At 45.0% G+C, this 20674-nt stretch carries 18 protein-coding genes; 3 read left to right on the plus strand and 15 right to left on the minus strand.

The features are described from left to right. Positions 1-86: 86 nt before the first annotated feature. From ORJ01_RS13075 to zwf, 10 genes are all read right to left on the minus strand, one after another. Entirely contained in the window at positions 87-1784 is a 1698-nt protein-coding gene (locus ORJ01_RS13075) for an NAD-dependent malic enzyme (protein WP_226752218.1), read from the minus strand. Between the two features lie 50 nt (positions 1785-1834). Continuing rightward, positions 1835-2680 carry an HDOD domain-containing protein gene (locus tag ORJ01_RS13080; protein ID WP_306178405.1) on the minus strand — a complete coding sequence of 282 codons (846 nt, stop codon included), beginning with the start codon at positions 2678-2680 and terminating at the stop codon, positions 1835-1837. A 190-nt stretch (positions 2681-2870) separates the two neighbouring features. Continuing rightward, positions 2871-4316 carry a sodium:proton antiporter NhaD gene (nhaD, locus tag ORJ01_RS13085; RefSeq protein WP_306178406.1) on the minus strand — a complete coding sequence of 482 codons (1446 nt, stop codon included), beginning with the start codon at positions 4314-4316 and terminating at the stop codon, positions 2871-2873. Positions 4317-4523: 207 nt separating this feature from the next. Further along, a complete protein-coding gene (locus ORJ01_RS13090) occupies positions 4524-4991 on the minus strand; it encodes a Dps family protein (RefSeq protein ID WP_306178407.1) in 468 nt (155 codons plus the stop codon). A 389-nt stretch (positions 4992-5380) separates the two neighbouring features. Next, on the minus strand, positions 5381-6976 hold the full coding sequence (locus ORJ01_RS13095; RefSeq protein WP_226752214.1) for an ABC-F family ATPase: 1596 nt from the start codon (positions 6974-6976) through the stop codon (positions 5381-5383). Positions 6977-7113: 137 nt separating this feature from the next. Beyond that, positions 7114-7758 (minus strand): bifunctional 4-hydroxy-2-oxoglutarate aldolase/2-dehydro-3-deoxy-phosphogluconate aldolase, encoded by a 645-nt coding sequence (locus ORJ01_RS13100; protein WP_306178408.1) that lies wholly within the window; start codon positions 7756-7758, stop codon positions 7114-7116. A 3-nt stretch (positions 7759-7761) separates the two neighbouring features. Continuing rightward, the gene (locus ORJ01_RS13105) at positions 7762-8733 is read right to left on the minus strand and encodes a glucokinase (RefSeq protein ID WP_306178409.1); all 972 of its coding nucleotides are present in this window, start codon (positions 8731-8733) and stop codon (positions 7762-7764) included. Continuing rightward, positions 8726-10558: a phosphogluconate dehydratase gene (gene edd, locus ORJ01_RS13110; protein WP_306178410.1), complete on the minus strand. Its 1833-nt coding sequence runs from the start codon at positions 10556-10558 to the stop codon at positions 8726-8728. Before edd ends, ORJ01_RS13105 begins: the two co-directional genes overlap by 8 nt. Before the next feature lie 11 nt (positions 10559-10569). Next, entirely contained in the window at positions 10570-11259 is a 690-nt protein-coding gene (pgl, locus tag ORJ01_RS13115; protein ID WP_306178411.1) for a 6-phosphogluconolactonase, read from the minus strand. A gap of 2 nt (positions 11260-11261) precedes the next feature. Then, a complete protein-coding gene (gene zwf, locus ORJ01_RS13120; protein ID WP_226752209.1) occupies positions 11262-12734 on the minus strand; it encodes a glucose-6-phosphate dehydrogenase in 1473 nt (490 codons plus the stop codon). Between the two features lie 278 nt (positions 12735-13012). Here zwf and ORJ01_RS13125 point away from each other — a divergent pair, with 278 nt between their 5' ends. Together ORJ01_RS13125 and pyk are read left to right on the plus strand one after the other, a co-directional pair. Further along, positions 13013-13870, plus strand: a complete 858-nt coding sequence (locus ORJ01_RS13125) for a MurR/RpiR family transcriptional regulator (protein WP_306178412.1) — start codon at positions 13013-13015, stop codon at positions 13868-13870. A gap of 115 nt (positions 13871-13985) precedes the next feature. Beyond that, positions 13986-15422, plus strand: coding sequence for a pyruvate kinase (gene pyk, locus ORJ01_RS13130; RefSeq protein ID WP_306178414.1), 1437 nt, complete (start codon positions 13986-13988; stop codon positions 15420-15422). Positions 15423-15500: 78 nt separating this feature from the next. Here the strand turns inward: pyk and ORJ01_RS13135 are convergent, their stop codons facing one another. Then, the gene (locus ORJ01_RS13135) at positions 15501-16472 is read right to left on the minus strand and encodes a DMT family transporter (RefSeq protein WP_306178415.1); all 972 of its coding nucleotides are present in this window, start codon (positions 16470-16472) and stop codon (positions 15501-15503) included. A 163-nt stretch (positions 16473-16635) separates the two neighbouring features. Here ORJ01_RS13135 and ORJ01_RS13140 point away from each other — a divergent pair, with 163 nt between their 5' ends. Beyond that, on the plus strand, positions 16636-17631 hold the full coding sequence (locus tag ORJ01_RS13140) for a 6-phosphofructokinase (RefSeq protein WP_306178416.1): 996 nt from the start codon (positions 16636-16638) through the stop codon (positions 17629-17631). Positions 17632-17639: 8 nt separating this feature from the next. On the opposite strand, the gene ORJ01_RS13145 is transcribed toward ORJ01_RS13140, so the two are convergent. From ORJ01_RS13145 to ORJ01_RS13160, 4 genes are all read right to left on the minus strand, one after another. Next, positions 17640-18458, minus strand: a complete 819-nt coding sequence (locus ORJ01_RS13145) for a LytTR family DNA-binding domain-containing protein (RefSeq protein WP_226752204.1) — start codon at positions 18456-18458, stop codon at positions 17640-17642. Further along, the gene (locus tag ORJ01_RS13150) at positions 18451-19542 is read right to left on the minus strand and encodes a sensor histidine kinase (RefSeq protein WP_306178417.1); all 1092 of its coding nucleotides are present in this window, start codon (positions 19540-19542) and stop codon (positions 18451-18453) included. Before ORJ01_RS13150 ends, ORJ01_RS13145 begins: the two co-directional genes overlap by 8 nt. A 135-nt stretch (positions 19543-19677) precedes the next feature. Beyond that, complete coding sequence (locus ORJ01_RS13155) at positions 19678-20145, minus strand: DUF962 domain-containing protein (RefSeq protein WP_226752202.1); 468 nt, start codon at positions 20143-20145, stop codon at positions 19678-19680. Positions 20146-20216: 71 nt separating this feature from the next. Then, complete coding sequence (locus ORJ01_RS13160) at positions 20217-20615, minus strand: acyl-CoA thioesterase (RefSeq protein WP_226752201.1); 399 nt, start codon at positions 20613-20615, stop codon at positions 20217-20219. Positions 20616-20674: the final 59 nt, after the last annotated feature.

Genomic DNA, 20674 nt, shown 5'->3' on the forward strand with positions numbered 1-20674 from the left:
AAACGCGCTTTAGTAGCCAATTAACACTGTCTTTAGCTAACCATCACACCGCTAACGTTAACTATAACGGCGTGATGGTGAGTAGATTAGTTACTTACACGACGGTAGGAACGATACTGTGGCTGCCAAAAATTTTGTTCAATTTTTTGCTGTAGCACGTTATCGTCTATCTCTAGCGCTAAACCCTGCTGGATCGCCACTTTGGCAACCGCAAAAGCAATCTTCTTACTTAATTCTGCCAGCGCAGTGAAATTTGGTAATAACCCGCCCTGCCCGGTATTTGCCAGCGGTGAGTTCGCCGCTAAGGTTTCGCTGGCCGCTCGTAGCATGTCATCACTGATCAAACGGGCTTTTACAGCCAGCACGCCTAAACCAATACCAGGGAAAATATAGCTGTTATTACATTGGGTGATCAGATGTTGCTTACCCTGATAAGTCACGGGGGCAAAAGGACTCCCCGTAGCAATAATCACGTCACCGTCAGTCCAATGAATCACTTGCTCTGGTGTGGCTTCGACCTGACGTGACGGATTACTCAATGGGAAAATAATCGGTGTGTCACAGCCTTTTTTCATGGCGCGGATCACTTGCTCGGTAAATAAGCCCGCTTGGCCAGACACCCCAATTAGGATAGTGGGCTTTGCACAGTGCATGACATCCAGTAAGCTTGGGTAATCGCCACTGAAGCTCCAATCACTGATCGCTTCGCTGCGTTGTACTAAGGCTTGTTGAAAATCACGTAAATCGGGCATCGTTTCGGTTAATAAACCAAAACGGTCGACCATGTAAATCTGGCTACGCGCTTGTGGCTCCGTTGCACCTTCTGCAACCATTTGGCTAATAATTTGTTCTGCAATACCACAACCCGCAGATCCCGCACCGACAAACACCACTTTTTGCTGATGCAACGACACGCCTTTAGAGCGGCAAGCGGCAAGTAAGGTTCCCACGGTAACGGCTGCTGTACCTTGAATATCATCATTAAAACAACATACCTGATCACGGTAGCGCTGCAGAATCGGCATGGCATTAGGCTGCGCAAAATCTTCAAATTGAATAATCGCATCAGGCCAACGTCGATTAACGGCAGTCATAAATAAATCAATAAATTCGTTATACTGTTCTTGCGCAACCCGTTTTTGCCGCAGGCCCATGTACATCGGATCATTTAACAGCTTTTCGTTATTGGTCCCGACATCCAGCATCACAGGCAAGGTATAAGCGGGGCTAATGCCACCACAAGCGGTATAAAGCGATAGCTTACCGATGGAAATACCCATGCCGCCGATACCTTGGTCACCTAAACCTAGCACTCGCTCACCATCCGTTACGACAATAACTTTAACTTTCGCTTTAGTGGCATTGCGCAGCACATCGTCCAAATTGTAGCGATCGTCATAACTGATAAATAAGCCGCGCGAGCTGCGATAAATATCAGAGAATTGCTCACAAGCATCACCGACTGTGGGGGTATAGATAATGGGCAACATTTCTTCTAAATGCTGCTGCACTAAACGATAAAACAAGGTTTCATTGTTATCTTGGATCGCCCGTAAATAAATGTGCTTGTTGATGGCATCATCAAAACTGCGATACTGCAAATAACAACGACTGACCTGCTCTTCAATCGTTTCATAACGTGGTGGCAGTAAACCGGTTAAATTAAAGGTGGAGCGCTCTTCTCGGGTGAAAGCACTGCCTTTGTTTAATAATGGCGTTTCAAGTAATGCTGAGCCTGCGTAGCCTGTGTAAAGAGGACGCTTGTTTGATGGTGTTACAGACATGATTTAATCCGAAAATGACCACTGCCACCTGTCGATGGCAGTAAATTGATTTAATAAATGGTGCTGATCCTAGGGTTTAAAATGGACAACACGAACAAGCCTTCGGTATTACAAAAATCGATCGCTTTAATCAAATCCGCCTGCGCCAGTTGCAGTACTTCTAATAAGTAGGGATCGACCAGCGTTTGCATATTATAAAGCTCAGGGTGCTGATTAGCTAAGGCTAAACGTACAGCAAGATGCACTACAAGCACATCAAGTGATCTCGCTTCATAATGGGTATTATTTTGCAGAGCAAGTGGCTCTACGATTGAATCAGGCAGCTGCCACATATTCAGTAATTCTGCACCGCAAGCGGCATAGCTAAAGCCAAGCAGTTTTTGTTGTAGTTGCCAGGGTTTCATTTCATCGGTGTATTCTTGACAAGCTGCAGCCACGTCAGCGTTTTGCTGCACAACGACTAACTCACCAATATTATGTAATAAACCAGAAACATAAGAGCGATCGGGATGTTTTAAGCCAATACGCTGTGCTAAATATTTAGCAATTAATGCCGCATTAACACTTTGTTCCCAAAAACGTTCGGTGTCAATCGCTTGCGTGTTCAATTTACTACAGGCGGTACTGATACCAATACTGAGGATCAAGTTATAGACTTGGGTTTTACCCAATACCAATAACGCTTTATTGATGGTTTCAACTTGGTAAGGCAGACGATAAACCGCACTGTTGGCCAGTTTTAGAATTTTTGACGTTAATACCGGATCAAGCAGAATGACATCGGCAATATCATCAAGATTTGCAGTGTCTGAATCCATAAGCTCTTTAACCCGGAAATAACTATCCGGTAAAGAAAACAGCTCTTGCACATTTTGCGCATACTGTAACGCATTCATTCGACCTTCTCCGTTTTAACCTACGCTTAGACACTACATAACCTACACTAAGGTAAGTATAAGTGTTACTTCAAGTTTTGATTTTACAAGGTTTTAGCTAAAATACTTAGAAATTTTAGCTCAGAAAGGCAAAAAGAGTGATAAAAACCGCCAACTGTGTATGTTTTACCCACAGTTAGCGGCCAAAAACTTAACCATAAATCTCAAATAAACCGGCATTAATCCATTGATGCGTGGCAATGGACGCCGCATAACCAAGAGCAATAACCGGCGCCCACTTTAAATGCCCAGAAAAGGTATAGTAACCTCGGGCTTGGCCCATTAAGGCCACCCCTGCCGCAGAGCCTATCGACAGTAAACTACCGCCTACCCCGGCGGTTAAGGTAATTAATAGCCATTGACCGTGTGACATCTCAGGTTGCATGGTCAGTACCGCAAACATCACCGGAATGTTATCGATCACGGCCGAGATCACGCCCAAAGCGATATTGGCATGGGTCGCGCCCCATTGGGTATACAGAATATCAGACATCAAGCCAAGATAACCTAAAAAGCCCAAGCCCCCCACACACATCACGACTCCATAAAAAAATAATAAGGTATCCCACTCAGCGCGTTGTACCCGACTAAACACATCAAATGGCACAACGCCGCCTAAACGTTTTAAGCGTTCCACATCACCGCTACGTTCGGCCATTGCTCTTTTGCGCGCCAATGAACCCGGTAATGTTTGCCGCAAAAAGTAGCCAAAAAATTGTAAATAACCCAAGCCCATCATCATGCCCAGTACAGGGGGCAAATGCAGGAAGGTATGACAACTTACAGCAGTGGCAATAGTGACAAGAAATAAACTCACGATACGCAGTGCACCGCGCTTTAATTCCACTTCTTCTAATAACGCACTGGGTTGACGTTTTTCGACAAAAAAACTCATCACTATGGCCGGGACTAAGAAATTAACTAAAGATGGGATAAACAGTGCAAAGAATTCTTGAAAATGTAATAAACCAGCTTGCCACACCATCAGCGTAGTGATGTCACCAAACGGACTAAAAGCGCCTCCGGCATTAGCGGCGACCACAATATTGACACAGCATAAATTGATAAATTTTTTATCGCCTTCAGCCACTTTCATCACCACAGCACACATCAGCAAAGCCGTGGTCAGGTTATCTGCTACCGGTGAGATAAAGAAGGATAAAAAGCCGGTGATCCAGAACAGGTTTTGATAACTGAAGCCCTTTTTTATCATCCAAGAACGTAACGCATCAAATAAACGCCGCTCTTCCATTGCATTGATGTAGGTCATCGCTACTAATAAAAAAAGCATTAACTCAGCAAATTCGAGCAAATTATGCCGAAATGCCACCTGCGTGACTTCGGGTTGCCCCTGCTGAATATAAACCCAACCAATTAACATCCAAATTAAACCGGCCGCAACTAATACTGGCTTGGATTTGCGCATATGCAGTTTTTCTTCGCCCATCACCAGTGCATAAGCGATAACGAAAATACCGATACACACATAGCCAACCATCGATTGTGTCAGTTCTAGGTGCCCAGCTGCTGCCGCAAAGGCTGAGGGGGTAAGTAATAACAGCACGGCACAGCAGAAAACAGAAAGGAACTTTTGCATGCATAAACCTATTCGGGTTGCGTTTTAAAACAGATCCATGTTGGATCAGCCAATTTCAGTTAATAAAATATTGCACTTCTGGATGGCCAGAGTGCCAGATGAGTTGGCGGATTTCCACGATAAATTGCAAAATTAGACCAAAGTTTACTTTTTAGACATAAAAAAAGGAGCCTCAGGCTCCTTTAATTAACGATGAAGATGGGCAGATTAAGCCACTAAGCTACGTAACATCCACGCATTTTTTTCATGTACTGTCATACGCTGCGTCAGCAGATCCAGCGTCACTTCATCTGAAGCGCCGTCTGCCACGGGCACAATAGAGCGAGAAGTCTTAGCAATGGCCTCTTGGCCTTTGACTAAGTCTTTAATCATCTCTTCCGCTGTTGGAATACCGTCTGCTTCTTTTAAACTGGTTAAACCGGCATAAGCTTTATAAGAGCCTGGCGCAAATTCACCTAAAGCCCGGATCCGCTCGGCGATATCATCCACGGCAATCGCTAACTCGGTGTACTGGGTTTCAAATAATGTATGCAGGGTTTGAAACATTGGCCCCGTAACATTCCAATGATAATTATGTGTTTTCAGATACAGCGTATAAGTATCTGCCAGTAATACCGATAAACCATGAGCAATGGCTTTACGCTGTTCTTCTTCAATACCTATATTGATCTTCATTTTCTCTCCTTGGTCTAGGGCTTGTTGACGTTTGCTGGTTGTTTTTGCAGCTGAGTGGCTGGTATTTATACAAGGCAGAGCTTGTGCCGTGTAGTTATTCTACATAAACAAGCGATAACGCAGTAGAAATGCCAGCCACACGCTGCCCGAAGGGTTCGTCTGGCGATGCTTTGCTCTTTGTCTCTCGTCGTTTATTTAGAATAACTAAATTACACTCCTCGTTTCGCGATCAAAACATCGCCAAACGAACAAAATCTAAACAGAAAACGTCAACAAGCCCTAATAGTTAATGCACAAGAAATGTTAGCCTATTAACAGTAACATGGAGGCAAAATATTCAATATCAAGTGCTGGTATAATATAAACAGTTTATACCAGCCGTGAAGTTGTTATTGTAAGGCGAGTTGTTGCGCCAAATATTCTTCGTAACTACCGGCAAAGTTACTCATCCCTTTGTCGGTGATTTCGATAATACGGCTGGCCAACGAAGAAACAAACTCACGGTCATGACTGACAAACAACAAGGTCCCTTTGTAATGCTCTAAGGCTAAGTTAAGTGACTCAATCGACTCCATATCTAAGTGGTTAGTCGGTTCATCCATCACCAAAATATTCGGTCTTAATAACATCAGTTTACCGAACAACATGCGGCCTTGCTCACCACCCGATAACACTTTAACGGACTTTTTGATGTCATCTTGTGAGAATAGTAAACGTCCTAAAACACCACGAATCGCTTGTTCGTCATCTGAGGGTTGTTTCCATTGGCTCATCCAATCGAACAACGTCATGTCAGTTGCAAATTCATGTGCATGATCTTGCGCATAGTAACCAATACAGACGTTTTCAGACCATTTTACCGTACCGCTATCCAGTTTGAGATCACCCACTAAACACTTTAACAGGGTTGATTTACCGATACCGTTCGGGCCCAGGATGGCGACCTTTTCACCGACTTCGATGGTCATTTTTAACTTGCGTAATAGTTGTAATTCACCAAAGCTTTTGCTTAAGTCTTCCACTTCTAACGCTAAACGATACAATTGTTTTTGCTGTTCAAAACGAATAAACGGATTAACACGGCTAGAGGCTTTCACTTCTTCTAACTGAATTTTATCAATTTGTTTAGCGCGACTGGTGGCTTGTCGTGCTTTTGACGCATTGGCAGAAAAGCGGCTGACGAACGTTTGGAGTTCGGCAATTTGCGCTTTTTTCTTGGCATTATCCGATAACAAACGCTCACGTGTTTGCGTGGCGGCCGTCATGTATTCATCATAGTTGCCTGGGAATACGCGTAACTCGCCGTAGTCTAAATCAGCCATATGCGTACAGACGCTGTTTAAGAAGTGTCTATCGTGCGAGATGATGACCATGGTGGAATTACGCTCAGCCAACACGTTTTCTAACCAACGGATCGTATTAATATCCAAGTTGTTGGTAGGTTCGTCTAGCAACATGATATCGGGATCAGCAAATAACACCTGGGCCAATAAAACACGTAATTTGAAGCCTGGCGCGACTGACGACATCAAACCATAATGCTGTTCAATCGGGATCCCCACGCCTAATAATAATTCACTGGCCCGCGATTCAGCAGAGTAGCCATCCATCTCACCAAAAGCGACTTCCAGATCGGCGACTTTCATGCCATCTTCTTCAGTCATTTCAGGTTCGGCATAAATACGATCGCGTTCTGACTTCACCGACCATAGCTCTGCATGCCCCATGATTACCGTATCAATAACGGTGTACTTTTCAAAAGCAAATTGATCTTGGTGCAGTTTTGCTACACGAAAATTAGGCTCAACAAAAACATTACCCGCGCTAGGTTCAAGCTCGCGACTTAAAATCTTCATGAATGTCGACTTGCCGCAGCCGTTCGCGCCGATCAAACCATAACGATTGCCATCGCCAAATTTAATCGAAATATTTTCAAACAACGGCTTAGCGCCGAACTGCATGGTAATGTTATTGGTTGAAATCACAGAAAAGGGTCCGTTACAGGGTTAAAACAGCTAAAAATGGTGCGCTACTATACGCGTTTTGTCGGTAAAACTCAAAAGCACAGTGCTTTTAAATGTGTTTAAAACAACAAACCGGCCTAAGCCGGTTTGTTGTTACCTTATTTTGCCTCGGCAACGGCTTTGGCCGTTAGCGCGGTAATAGTTGCCCAGTCTTTAGCATCGACTGCGCTATCAGGTACTATCCATGAACCGCCAACACAACTGACATTCGGTAGCGCTAGGTAATCATGATAGTTTTTCTCGTTAATACCACCGGTAGGACAAAAACGAATATCAGCGAAAGGACCATAAATTGATTTTAGGTTTTTCACGCCCCCGGCAGCTTCTGCTGGGAAAAATTTAAAGTGGGTATAGCCTAATACGGTGCCTTGCATTAACTCTGAAATGGTGGCAATGCCGGGGATCAGCGGAATACTGGATTCTTTGGCGGCAATTAACAAGTTTTCGGTTAACCCTGGGCTGATTGCAAATTTAGCACCTGCTGCGATGACTTGAGCTAATTGTTCTGCAGTGGTCACTGTACCGGCACCGACAACCGCCTCTGGCACTTCTTCAGCTAAAAGTTTAATGGCCGCTAACGCTTGTGGAGTGCGCAATGTCACTTCTAACACCTTAATACCACCGGCAATTAATGCTTTGGCTAACGGAACAGCGTCATTAATATCTTTAATAACGATTACTGGAACTACAGGACCCATAGCAAACAACACCGATGGTTGTAGTTGCCAATTAGAAAATGCCATAAATTAACCCGCCAATGTTTGTTTTAGATAAACCGCGGCACCCAATAAACCGGGTTGCTCGGCTGTAACAATGAAAACCGGTATTTGCCGGTTGAAGCCACTAAAGCGCCCTTTTGCATCAAATCGTTGACGAAATTCGCTGCGACCTAACAAGGGTAGAAGTTTCGGTACAATGCCTCCGGCCACGTATACGCCACCAAAAGTACTGAGCGTCAATGCTAAATTACCGGCAATGCTGCCAAGACTGGCATAAAATTGTTCAACTGTTGCTACAGCTAACGCTGAGCTGTTGCTGAGCGCTTGTTGGCCAATCTCACCGGCAGTTAAAGCGGGCGTGTCGATTTTTTGATAAGCCGCTAGCGCACGATAAATGGCTTCTAAACCAGGGCCAGATAACAGGCGCTCTGGTGATACATGATCATGCTCAGCAGCTAATTGTTGATAAATAAACCACTCTTGTTCAGTTTGTGGCGCCCAATCAACATGGCCGCCCTCACCCGGTAACGGTATATACTTTTGGCCAAAAGGCACTAAATTCGCCACGCCTAAGCCCGTTCCGGCACCCAGCACAGCCATAGGCTGTGCTGGGTTAGCGGCTTCACCACCAATCTGAATTTTTTGGTCGTCAGCCAACGCCGGTAATGACATGGCAACAGCGGTAAAGTCATTCATTAACAGCAGCGTATCTAACCCCAAGCCGGCTTGCATGGCCTTAATCGAAAATTGCCAATGAAAGTTCGTCATCCGAACTTCATCACCGTTAATGGGGCAAGCAATACCAATAGCAACATCTTTTAACGCAGTTAATCCTTGCTGCTGCTGATAGTGCGATAATGCATCGGCTAAGGTTGCAAAATCTGCGCAAGGATAAACTGCGACTTTATCCAGCGCTAAGGTATCTAATGCAACCCGGCTGAAGCGGGCATTTGTGCCACCAATATCGGCGACGATGGCAAATTTACGAGTGTCAGCCATGCAGGTGTTCCTCCGTAATAAATAAGCTGCATGCACCCTGCTCAGCCCCAGTAAGTTGCTGACGCATGGCACCAAACATTTCACGGCCCATGCCGTATAAATTCGGTGCCATGTCTGCTACTGCAACCGGTCTTGCGGCAAACTCTTTAGCATCGACCAACACTTCTAACTTGCCACTTTCGCCATCCACTAACAGCATATCGCCATTATTAATACGAGCAATGTTGCCGCCATCTAAGGCTTCTGGTGTGACGTGGATGGCTGCTGGTACTTTTCCTGACGCGCCGGACATTCGACCATCCGTTACCAAAGCCACTTTAAAACCTTTATCTTGTAACACCCCTAACGGTGGCGTTAACTTGTGTAGCTCTGGCATACCACAGGCTTTTGGACCTTGGAAACGCACTACAACAACACAGTCTTTGTCTAATTCACCGGCTTTAAACGCCGCGTCTAATTCATGTTGGCTGTGGAAAACGACTGCTGGCGCTTTAACAATTTCGGTGCCTGGACGCAGTGAAGAGGTTTTCATGACGCTGCGACCGACATTACCGGATAACACTTGTAAGCCACCATGAGCTTTAAAGGGTTTGTCCACTGAGGTTAAAACATCATCATCAGATGATTGCTCGGGACCATCCACCCAAACTAATTTGCCGTCTTGTAATACCGGAACTTGGGTATAACGACGTAGCCCTGGGCCAGCAATCGTTCGCACATCTTCGTGTAATAAGCCGGCATCTAATAAAGTGCGCATCAAGTACGCCATACCACCGGCATATTGGAAATGGTTAATATCTGCTTGGCCGTTCGGGTAAATGCGCGTTAACAACGGCGTCGCATCTGAAAGCTCAGCAAAATCATCCCAATTCACAATAAAACCGGCTGAACGCGCAACCGCAATCAAGTGCATAGTGTGATTAGTTGAACCACCCGTGGCTAACAGACCCACGATACCGTTAACAATGGCTTTTGCATCAACCAATTTACCGATGGGTAAATAGTCATTACCTAGCTCTGTTAAACGCGTTACTTGACGAGCTGCCGCCTTGGTTAATTCATCACGTAACGGGGTGTTGGGGTTAACAAAAGACGAGCCAGGTAAATGCAGGCCCATCATTTCTACCACTAATTGGTTCGAGTTGGCCGTGCCGTAGAAAGTACAGGTTCCAGCAGAGTGATAAGACGCGGCTTCCGCTTCTAAAAGCTCTTCTTGACCGACTTTACCTTCAGCATAAAGCTGACGTACGCGCGCTTTTTCTTTATTTGGGATCCCTGATGGCATCGGGCCGGCAGGAACAAACACAAAAGGTAAATGACCAAAACTCAACGCTGCCATTAATAAACCCGGAACGATTTTATCGCAGATCCCGAGCATTAAGCCGCCATCAAACATATTGTGTGATAAGCCTACCGCAGCAGACATCGCAATAATGTCGCGGCTGAGTAAACTTAATTCCATGCCAGGTTGGCCTTGGGTGACACCGTCACACATGGCAGGAACACCGCCAGCAAACTGGGCAACACTGCCGATCTCATTAACGGCTTTTTTAATGATGTCTGGATAAGTTTGATAAGGTTGATGCGCCGACAACATATCGTTATAAGACGAGATAATGCCAATATTAGCTTTAGTTAGACTGCGTAAATCCGCTTTATCGCTGGCACTACAGGCGGCAAAACCGTGTGCTAAGTTACCGCAACTCAAAACACCACGGTGTGGGCCCTGTTGACGGGCTTGCTCTAACCGTTCTAAATAAATAGCACGACTTTTACTGCTGCGGGCGATAATACGATCGGTAACTTTCTGAATCACTGGATTCATAACTAAAACCTCTATTGCGGTGCGTACATCACATCAATGCTGATGGATGGATGCTGTAAGAATGCTCGAATGGGCATTTCCATTGGATCGGTGTCGGCTAATGCTTGTTGTAAAACCGGATATTTGTTTTCACCCACTAAGTGAAGAAAAATATGCCGACTGTCTAACAAACGCGCTTTGCTTAAACTGATCCGTTGATAAGGGGCACTGGTGGGCTCTGTGGCCAGAACCGCCGGTGCATCATCAGCTAAACCTGCCGCCAACTGTTGGCTGCACGGAAACAAAGATGCCGTATGACCATCTTCACCCATGCCTAAAATAACGGCGTCAAAAGTGGGCAAAGCCGCTACACGGGGCAAAATCTGCGGTACGGCAGCAAACGCATTCGCGGCTTCGGCGTATAAACTAATAAAGTGCGCTTTAGCCGCATGCTGTTGTAACAAATTAGCCTTTACCAGCCGCTCGTTGCTGTGCTCAGCACTGGTGGGTAAATAACGATCATCGGCCAGTAAAATGGTCACTTTATCCCAAGCTAGATCCGTATTGGCCAAAGTGCTAAATAACGCTAATGGCGTACGGCCACCCGAAACAACCAGCGTCGCTTGGCCACGTTCGGCAATCGCCGTGCTGAGAATAGTCAATAGTTGCTGAGCAAAGGCTTGGTTTAAAGCGTTGCTATCAGAAAACGTTTGTAAATTCATGCTTATTCGTCCCAATTACGATCGTCACGTGCCATCATCGAGATAGACGAAACGGGGCCCCAAGTACCGGCTTGATAGGCCTTCGGTGGCTCATTGGTGTTTTTCCAAGCGTTGATAATACCGTCAACCCATTGCCAGGCTTGTTCAACCTCATCACGACGCACGAACAAGTACTGGTTACCCAGCATCGCTTCAAGTAACAGCCGTTCGTAGGCATCTGCAATACGCTGTGATTTAAAAGTTTCATCGAAACTTAAATCTAGCTTACTTTGTTGTAAGCGCATGCTTTCGCCAAGACCTGGAATCTTATTCATTACCTGAATTTCGACCCCTTCATCTGGCTGTAAACGAATAATTAATTTGTTGGCCGGTAAATCGCGGTAAGTGGCTTTGAAAATATTGTGCGGTTGTGGCTTAAAGCAAATCACCACTTCGCTGTGTTTCTTCGGCATGCGCTTGCCCGTTCTTAAATAAAACGGCACACCGGCCCAACGCCAGTTATCAATATCCACCCTTATCGCCACAAAGGTTTCAGTTTTACTGTTTGGTCTAGCGCCCTCTTCTTCTAAATAACCGGGTGCGGCTTGACCCGCCGCAAAACCCGCCGAATACTGACCACGTACGGTTTTTTCTTGTACGTTACTATCATCAATACGACGTAAGGCTTTCAATACTTTTAATTTTTCATCTCGAATGCTGTCTGCATCTAAGCGTGCAGGCGGCTCCATGGCAATCAATGACAACACTTGTAATAAGTGGTTTTGCACCATATCGCGCATTTGACCAGCATCATCGTAGTAGCTCCAGCGGCCTTCTACGCCGACCTCTTCAGCCACCGTGATCTGCACATGGTCAATGGCATTGTGATCCCAGTTAGAGGCAAAAATAGCATTCGCAAAACGCAGGGCTAATAAGTTAAGTACCGTTTCTTTACCTAAGTAATGATCGATACGATAAATTTGGCACTCTTTAAAATGCTCAGCCACTTGATCGTTAATCACATAAGACGATTGCAAATCATGACCAATCGGTTTTTCAAGCACCACTCGCGATGGCTCTGCGGCTAAACCTGCTTCTGCTAAACCCCGACACAAATCGCCAAATAATGAAGGAGGAGTAGCAAAATAACTCACGGGTACACGTTTGGTGATATCCACCACCTCAGCTAACTTTTTATAATCAGCCGTTTCTTTTAAATCGATAGAAACATAATGCAGCTTTTTAGATAAGGTCTCCCAAACGGTTTCATCTAGGGTTTCTTTTTTTAGGAAGCGCGTTAGGTTGCTTTTAACCAGTTCAATATAGGCAGCGTTATCTAAATCATCACGCGCCACCCCAATAATACGGGAGTCTGCGGCTAATAAACCGGCTTTCTCAAGTTGATATAATGCGGGCAACAATTTTCTGCGAGCAAGATCGCCCTTGGTGCCAAATAGAATAAGATCACATGCCTGGTTTTGCTTGGAGGTTGTCATAACTCAGCCTTAAAAGATGTAATTTTACAACACTTACCCCATACTAACGGAGAGAATGTCGCTTGTAAACGTCAGATAATGTAATTTAATTACAGAACTGTTCAAAATTTAACTAAAGTAGTATTATAGTGCAGGTTTTATCCTATTCCTCAGGTTTTGTGGTAAATTTAATACTGTTTTGTCGGCGCAATTGAAATAAAACAGTATAACCGACAGATCATTAAACTTAAAAAACTCACCTCGACCTTACGAGGAATGATAAGTGCAGGTAGCAGCGAATGAACGTACTTGAAAAAATTATTAATAGCGTCAATAACTTCAGCAAATCTGAACGCAAAGTTGCAGACGTTATTCTGGCGAATCCTCAAACCACTATTCATAGCAGCATTGCTTCTTTAGCAAAATTAGCAGATGTGAGTGAGCCCACCGTTAATCGCTTTTGCCGTCGACTCGATACCAAAGGTTTTCCTGATTTTAAACTACACCTGGCGCAAAGTCTTGCTAATGGTACGCCTTATGTGAACCGGCATGTCGAAGAAGAAGATGGCCCAGAGGCTTACACCGCCAAAATTTTTGAATCGACCATGGCTGCACTGGATACTGCACGGCAACGAGTTGATATTGGCGCCATTAACCGCGCGGTCGATGTCTTAACCCAAGCAAAGAAAATTTCATTTTTTGGCCTGGGGGCTTCTGCCTCGGTAGCCCATGATGCACAAAACAAATTTTTTCGCTTTAACGTCCCGGTGGTATGCTTTGATGACATCGTCATGCAACGTATGTCGGCAATTAACAGCTGTGATGGTGAAGTGGTCGTGTGTATTAGCCACACGGGTAGAACGAAAAACCTGTGTGATATCGCAGCGATAGCGCGTGAAAACGATGCAACGGTTATTGGTATTACGGCTTATGACAGCCCGTTAGCTAAGGAATGTACCTTGGTGCTTTCTCTCGATGTACCCGAAGATACCGACATGTATATGCCAATGGCTTCACGGGTCGCGCAACTGGTATTAATTGATATTTTAGCAACCGGCTTTACCTTAAGACGTGGCAGTAAGTTTCGAGAAAACTTAAAGAAAGTCAAAGATAGTTTGCGTGGTTCGCGCTTTGATAAAAAAGATCTAATCAGCTAAGCGTTGAAATATGATCGCTTTTGTAATTTTAATTCAGTTTTCTGCTAGGTTATGTAATAAAATTACATTAGACTAAGTAGTAAGCTATTCACAGCTTCAACAGCAGGAGTTTTCGATGCTCAGAAGAACTAAAATCGTCGCCACCCTCGGCCCCGCAACTAATACGCAAGCTATCCTAGAAAAATTGATCAGCGCTGGTGCTAGCGTTTTTCGTTTAAACTTTTCTCACGGAACGGCAGAAGATCACAAGCAACGTGCTGAGATGGTCCGAGCTGCCGCGGCTAAGTTAGGCGCTAATGTCGCCATCTTAGGCGATTTACAAGGCCCTAAAATTCGGGTTTCAACCTTTAAAGATGGCGCCATCATGCTAGAAGAAGGTCAAATCTTCGTGCTAGATGCCACTTTAGGTAAAGGTGAAGGCGATAACTCACAAGTGGGTATCGATTACAAGCAACTGCCACAAGATGTCGTTGCCGGCGACTTACTGCTGTTAGATGATGGCCGTATTGTATTAAAAGTAAATGACGTGCAAGGCGAGCGCGTGATCACTGAAGTCACTATCGGTGGTAAATTAAGTAACAATAAAGGGATCAACCGCCAAGGTGGTGGTTTAACCGCCCCTGCCCTGACTGAAAAAGACAAACGCGACATTATTACTGCCGCTGAAATTGATGTTGATTACCTTGCCGTCTCTTTCCCGCGTTCTGGTGATGATTTACGTTATGCCCGTGAACTTGCCGTGGCAGCAGGCTCTGAAGCCCGCATTATGGCAAAAGTAGAACGTGCTGAAGCCGTTGCCGATGATGAAACCCTCGACGATATCATTCGTGCTTCTGACGCCGTGATGGTAGCACGTGGCGATCTGGGTGTTGAGATTGGTGATGCTGAACTGGTTGGCCAACAAAAACGCATTATCGCGCGTTCACGCCAATTAAATCGCATTGTGATCACCGCAACGCAAATGATGGAAAGCATGATCGAAAGCCCGATGCCAACGCGTGCAGAAGTCATGGACGTGGCCAATGCTGTGTTAGATGGTACTGACGGTGTCATGTTGTCTGCTGAAACTGCTGCAGGTAAATATCCCATTGAAACCGTCAAAGCCATGGCGCGCGTTTGTATTGGTGCTGAAAAACACCCATCAGTGCAAAGCTCTAAGCATCGAATGAACTTAAACTTCACAGAAATCAGTGAAACTATTGCATTGTCTGCGATGTATGCGGCAAACCATTTACCAGAAATTAAAGCCATTATTGCGTTAACTGAATCAGGCTATACTGCGAAGTTGATGTCTCGTATAACCTCACCACAGCCTATTTATGCGCTATCGCGCCATACCAAAACCCTGAACAAAATGGCGATGTATCGTGGTGTTTATCCCGTGCATTTTGACAGCACCGAAGTAGAAGCCTTGTCTTTAGCGGATGAAGCCATCAAGGTGATCAGAGAGAAAGCCGGTTTAAAATCAGGTGACTTAGTCATTATGACGCACGGCGATGTGATGTTACAGGTTGGCGCGTCTAATACCTGCCGCATTGTGACCGTTAAATAAGTTTTTGTATCATTAGCAAAGGCCCTGCAATGCAGGGCCTTTTTGTTTAGCGTTTTTAATTTTTGGCCGTTGTCTTTGTTATAACACATCGCGTTGTAGTTTTCTCACTCGGCGTGCTTCGCGATATTGTACGAACTGCGGTGCTAAAGCCGTTAAAGCAGAGCCCATTACCACTAGGATAGCGCCTAACCAAGACCAAATATTCAGTTGCTGTGGAATTAACAAGTCAGGCCAAATTGCGGCGACGATGTTGGCACTGATAATGGTGACCAACGGCGTAATCGCTAGTACCGCACTGACCTTCGAGGCTTCCCAATGGTGTAAGGCTTCGGCAAAAGCGCCATAAGCTACCACCGTGTTTAAACAACAAAACAGCAGCAATGACCATTGCAGTACACTTAATTGCCCCAGTGGCGTGAAGTCTGACACCGGAATAAAAGCAATACTCCCGGCAAAGTAAATCAGATACATAATTTGTTTAGAACTATAACTGACCAACAACTGTTTTTGCGCCAACGCATAGGCGGCCCAGGTAATGGCCGCAAAAATGACTAAGATCACTCCAAGCGTTTCATTGCTGGCCTGCACAATTAAACTGAGCAGCCGCTCGTTAAAAAATAATAACAAGCCACTGACCAACAATATGGCGCCTACGCGTTGCCAGAGTAACAAACGTTCTTTAAAAATAATAATACCGCCAAGCATCATTAAAAATGGCGCTAATTGTATTAAGGTTTGCGCGGTTTCTGCGGTTAAGTTATTCAGACCAGATAAATATAAAATGTAGTTTAGCAGCAAGCCCACCACGGCAATGGCCATTAAGATAAAGATTTTGCGCTGTTTCATTAACGCCAATGACGGCAACTTACCTCTTAGTCCAAGCCAAACCCCTACCATCAAAGCCGCAAACAAAAAACGAATGGCAGTAATGGTATTGGTGGTAAATACCTCCAATAGCACTTTTAATGCGATGGGTAATATCCCCCATAGCACGGCAGTGGTTAAGGCGAGTAAGAAACCGATCAAGGTTTTACCGGTAATTTGATGCATGCCGCAGGTTTTCCTAAACAAAATAACGAATCAACAAGAAGGGTTTATATTGTCGCTTAAAACTCGGCCTACTGTCGCGGTGTTTCTATCAAATTGCGATAAATCAAAGTAAATTAGAGATCTGTCGTTATAATCAAGGCTTATGGCAAAGGAGAATAATTATATGGCTACGATTAAGCGGATTGCATTACTGACCTCAGGCGGAGATGCGCCAGGAATGAACGCCGCCATCCGAGCCGTGGTGCTAACGGCGGCGGCGTGTCGTATTGAAGTGGTCGGCTTTGAGCACGGCTACATCGGTTTATTAGAGCAAGAATACCGCACCTTACTACCGCAGCATGTGCATAATATTATTCAACGCGGCGGCACCATATTAAAAAGTGCACGTTGCCCTGCTCTGCAAACGCCAGAAGGCCCCAATCTGGCCGCCGATAACCTACAGCAATTGAATATCGATGCCTTAATTGTGATTGGTGGCGATGGTAGTTTTCGAGGTGCCTTGGAAATTGCCCGGTATTATGATGGGCAAATTATTGGCGTGCCCGGCACCATTGATAATGATGTTGATGGCACCACCAACACCATTGGTTATGCCACAGCCATTGATACAGCACTGGATGCTATTGATAAAATTCGCGATACAGCCGATGCCTTTGAACGTATTTTTCTGGTGGAACTGATGGGGCGTCACAGCGGTTATATCAGTTTAGCCGCAGGGATTGCCGGCGGTGCCGAGCAAATTATTTGCCCTGAGTTTAGTCAAATCACGCCCACAGATTTACGTCAAATCACCACGCCAATACAGCATGCTCAACTGTTAATGGGCAAAGCCAGTTACATTATTGTGGTGGCTGAAAACAGTTACCCTGGCGGCACCACCGCGCTGGCTGAAGCATTAACTAAAGCGATTGGTATTGAATGTCGCGCCTGTATTTTGGGGCATATTCAACGTGGCGGCAGCCCGGTTGGCGCAGATCGCATCTTAGCCACTAAACTGGGTGCTTATGCAGTGGAAGCCTTACAACAAGGGGCGCATTTACAAATGGCCGGTGAAGTACACGGTGAGGTAACCCTGTACCCACTGGCTAAAACCGGCGATCGCACTAAGGCGATTGATCCTTACTTAGTGCGCTGGCAACAGCAAGTGGGCAGTTATTAAAGGGGCAGTTAATGGCTAAACACTTGTTTTACACGGTCTTTGTAACTACGGCTAACCTTAACCGCTTGACCATTAGTTAACAGTAATTGATGTTCGCCATTGCTAAGCATTTGCAGTTTAGCAATGGTTTGTACATTGACAATAGCCGAACGATGCACTCGCACAAATTGCCTTGGATCTAATTCGCTCTCTAATTCTTTCATGGTACGGCGTAAAATATGGGTTTGGCCATCGCGAGTATGAATACACATATAATCGCCCGCAGCATCTACCCAATCGATTTCGGCTACCGGTACCCGAGTGATCTCACCACTGTCTTTAATACTGATCGCTTCAGGGAAACGACTGTTCACCACGGGCTCTGCTTTATCTAAACGCTCTAAGATGTGATTGGCTTGATCACCGGTTAAACGCGCCACCGCCGCTGCCAGCTGATCTTTATGTTTTTGATTGTCAGACGCCCCATGATAAGTAATCACCTTGTCTACCGCCGCTTTCAGCCGATCCGCTTCAACAGGCTTTAACACATAATCTAATGCATTCACTTCAAAAGCATTAAAGGCATATTGATCATAAGCCGTCACAAAGACGATGTAGGGCAATTTAATTTCTTGCGCCTGTAATTGTTTTAACACTGCAAAACCGTCCATGCCTGGCATTTCGACATCTAGAAACACCAAATCGGGTGACAGCTCAATAATGGCTTTTAATGCATCAGGCCCGTTCGCACATTCTGCAATCACCTTCAATTCAGGAAATGCAGCTAATCGAACTAACATACCTCTGCGCGCTAAGGGTTCGTCATCCACTACGATTACATTAAGCATGTTCAATATCCGTCTTCTCTAGTTGTAATGGAATTCTGATATTCACTTTTACACCTTGCGGTTGATTATGAGTTAATACCAAAGCAAAATCATTGTCGTACAACGCAGCCAGTCTTTCTCGTGTATTCACTAATCCAACGCCACTGTCCGTGTTGTCAGCAGCTTTAACTAAGCCATCAACTAACGGCATGCCTGGGCCATTGTCGGCCACCTCAAGCAATAGATCATGGCCAAAGCGTTTGGCTTTGATGGTGATCTCGCCTCCATCCACTTGACTTGCCACCGCATACTTAATGGCGTTTTCAATTAATGGCTGCAAAATTAAACTGGGCACTAAAGCTTTTTCGGTGCCAGGCTCTAAATCGATCACTATTGCTAGTCGTTCTGAGAATCGCACCTTTTCAATTTCTAAGTACAACCTCGCCGCATAGATCTCTTGCTCAAGCATGACCTTATTAATCGGGTCTTTATACAGCGAATAGCGTAAGAAATCGCTTAAACGGCTGACCATCTTATTGGCAGTATCGTTATCGTTAATTAATACTAAGGTTGAGATGGCATTCAGTGTATTAAATAAAAAATGGGGGTTTAGCTGATACCGTAGCATTTTTAATTGCGCTTCATGCGCTTTATTCATCGCCGTAAGCAGTTTTTGTTTTTCTAGTTGTAAGGTTTGATAGTACTTAATACCAAAATACAAGCCACTCCAACTAAGCATAACGTAAAAGGCCACGGGCGTATCACGGATATATAAAAACCAGTCGGCTGGGCGGTAGCCATGTCGATAGATCTCCCAATAGTTAAAATTGCGGATCACCGTCCAAACTAACGCCGTTACTAATGCCGCTGCCAAAATAACCAGCACCATTTTCCACGGTTCCCAGAACCAGACTTTACGATAAAGATAGCGCAGCGGTATGGTTAATAACCAACCAACATAAGCATCGAGGCTAATCACGATCAGAAAAGCATCTCGGGTGTCTAACATCAGAGAGCTGAGATAATTGACTATAGCGAAACCGAGCCAGCCGAGAGAATGCAGGATCCAGAATTGTCGGTTTCTATCTTCGAAAAGTTTATTCAATGTTGACGCCGGTTTCTATCATAATAGAGATGCATTATAACGATAGCTGCGCATAATGCCTCGGCTACCTGCCGTATACAACCAGACATTAATCGCAACTTTGGCCATAAAACCGCGCACACTTCACAAACTAAATTAATAGCGAATGCGAAAACGTTGCAAAATGAAACCGAGTAACCAGGCAGGACCAATCAACAGAAAGGCCAGATCTTGAAAGAATGACGGTTTTTTACCCTCAATTTTGTGGCCAATAAATTGTAAGATCCACATCAATACAAACACCGCAGCGGCAATTTGCCAAATGGCAAACAGGCTTTGTTGCTCCAATGCTCTTAGCGCTGTCACCACGGCAGCGGTAAAGATGGTCATGCCAAGGCCTAAACTAAAAGCGAGTAAAAAGTAAAAAAGTAACGCGGGCATTACCAGTAACAAAGCCCAATTAATGCCCTGCTCTGCCAAGCCTGAAAATGGCATAGGGATCTGCCACAGCAAACCCAACACCGACGCGTAAATAAGCGGCACCGCTACCCAATGGATGGCTTTATTCACCGAGTTTTGATGACTAACGGCGTATTCACTAAACCACTCTGTTGCTGTCTTCATGTGGCTAACTCTCTGGCAGGGCTAATTTTTAATGCAACATAACAAGGTCAGGCCAGTTATACAAGTGCAACTTAGCCTAGCACCGGTGTGGGTTTGCGATCTTCATCTAAAGCGACAAAAGTAAAGCTACCCGAAATGGCTTTGTGTTGATTGTCGTTGTACATGTTTTCAACAAAAATATCGACCTGCACTTTAATACTGGTACGACCGACGTGCGCAACACGGGCAACTAACTCGACAATATCTCCCGCCGCAATGGATTCTTTAAAATCAACGCGATCGGAACACACGGTAACTAATGGCTTACGACAAAAACGCGTCGCCGCAATAAAAGCGGCTTCATCCATCCAAGCTAGGGCTTCACCACCGAATAACGTATTATGATGATTGGTGCGCCCAGGAAATACCGTTTTTGTCACTCGAGTAACCGCATATTCCATGCGCTTTATGATGAGGGCTTCGTTAGACATAAAATTCCTTAAGTGATAAATGGTCATATTATACGTGATGTCAGCCCTGAGTGCTGAAC

The organism is Alishewanella sp. SMS8 (assembly GCF_030737935.1).
GTDB classification, from domain to species: Bacteria; Pseudomonadota; Gammaproteobacteria; order Enterobacterales; family Alteromonadaceae; genus Alishewanella; species Alishewanella maricola.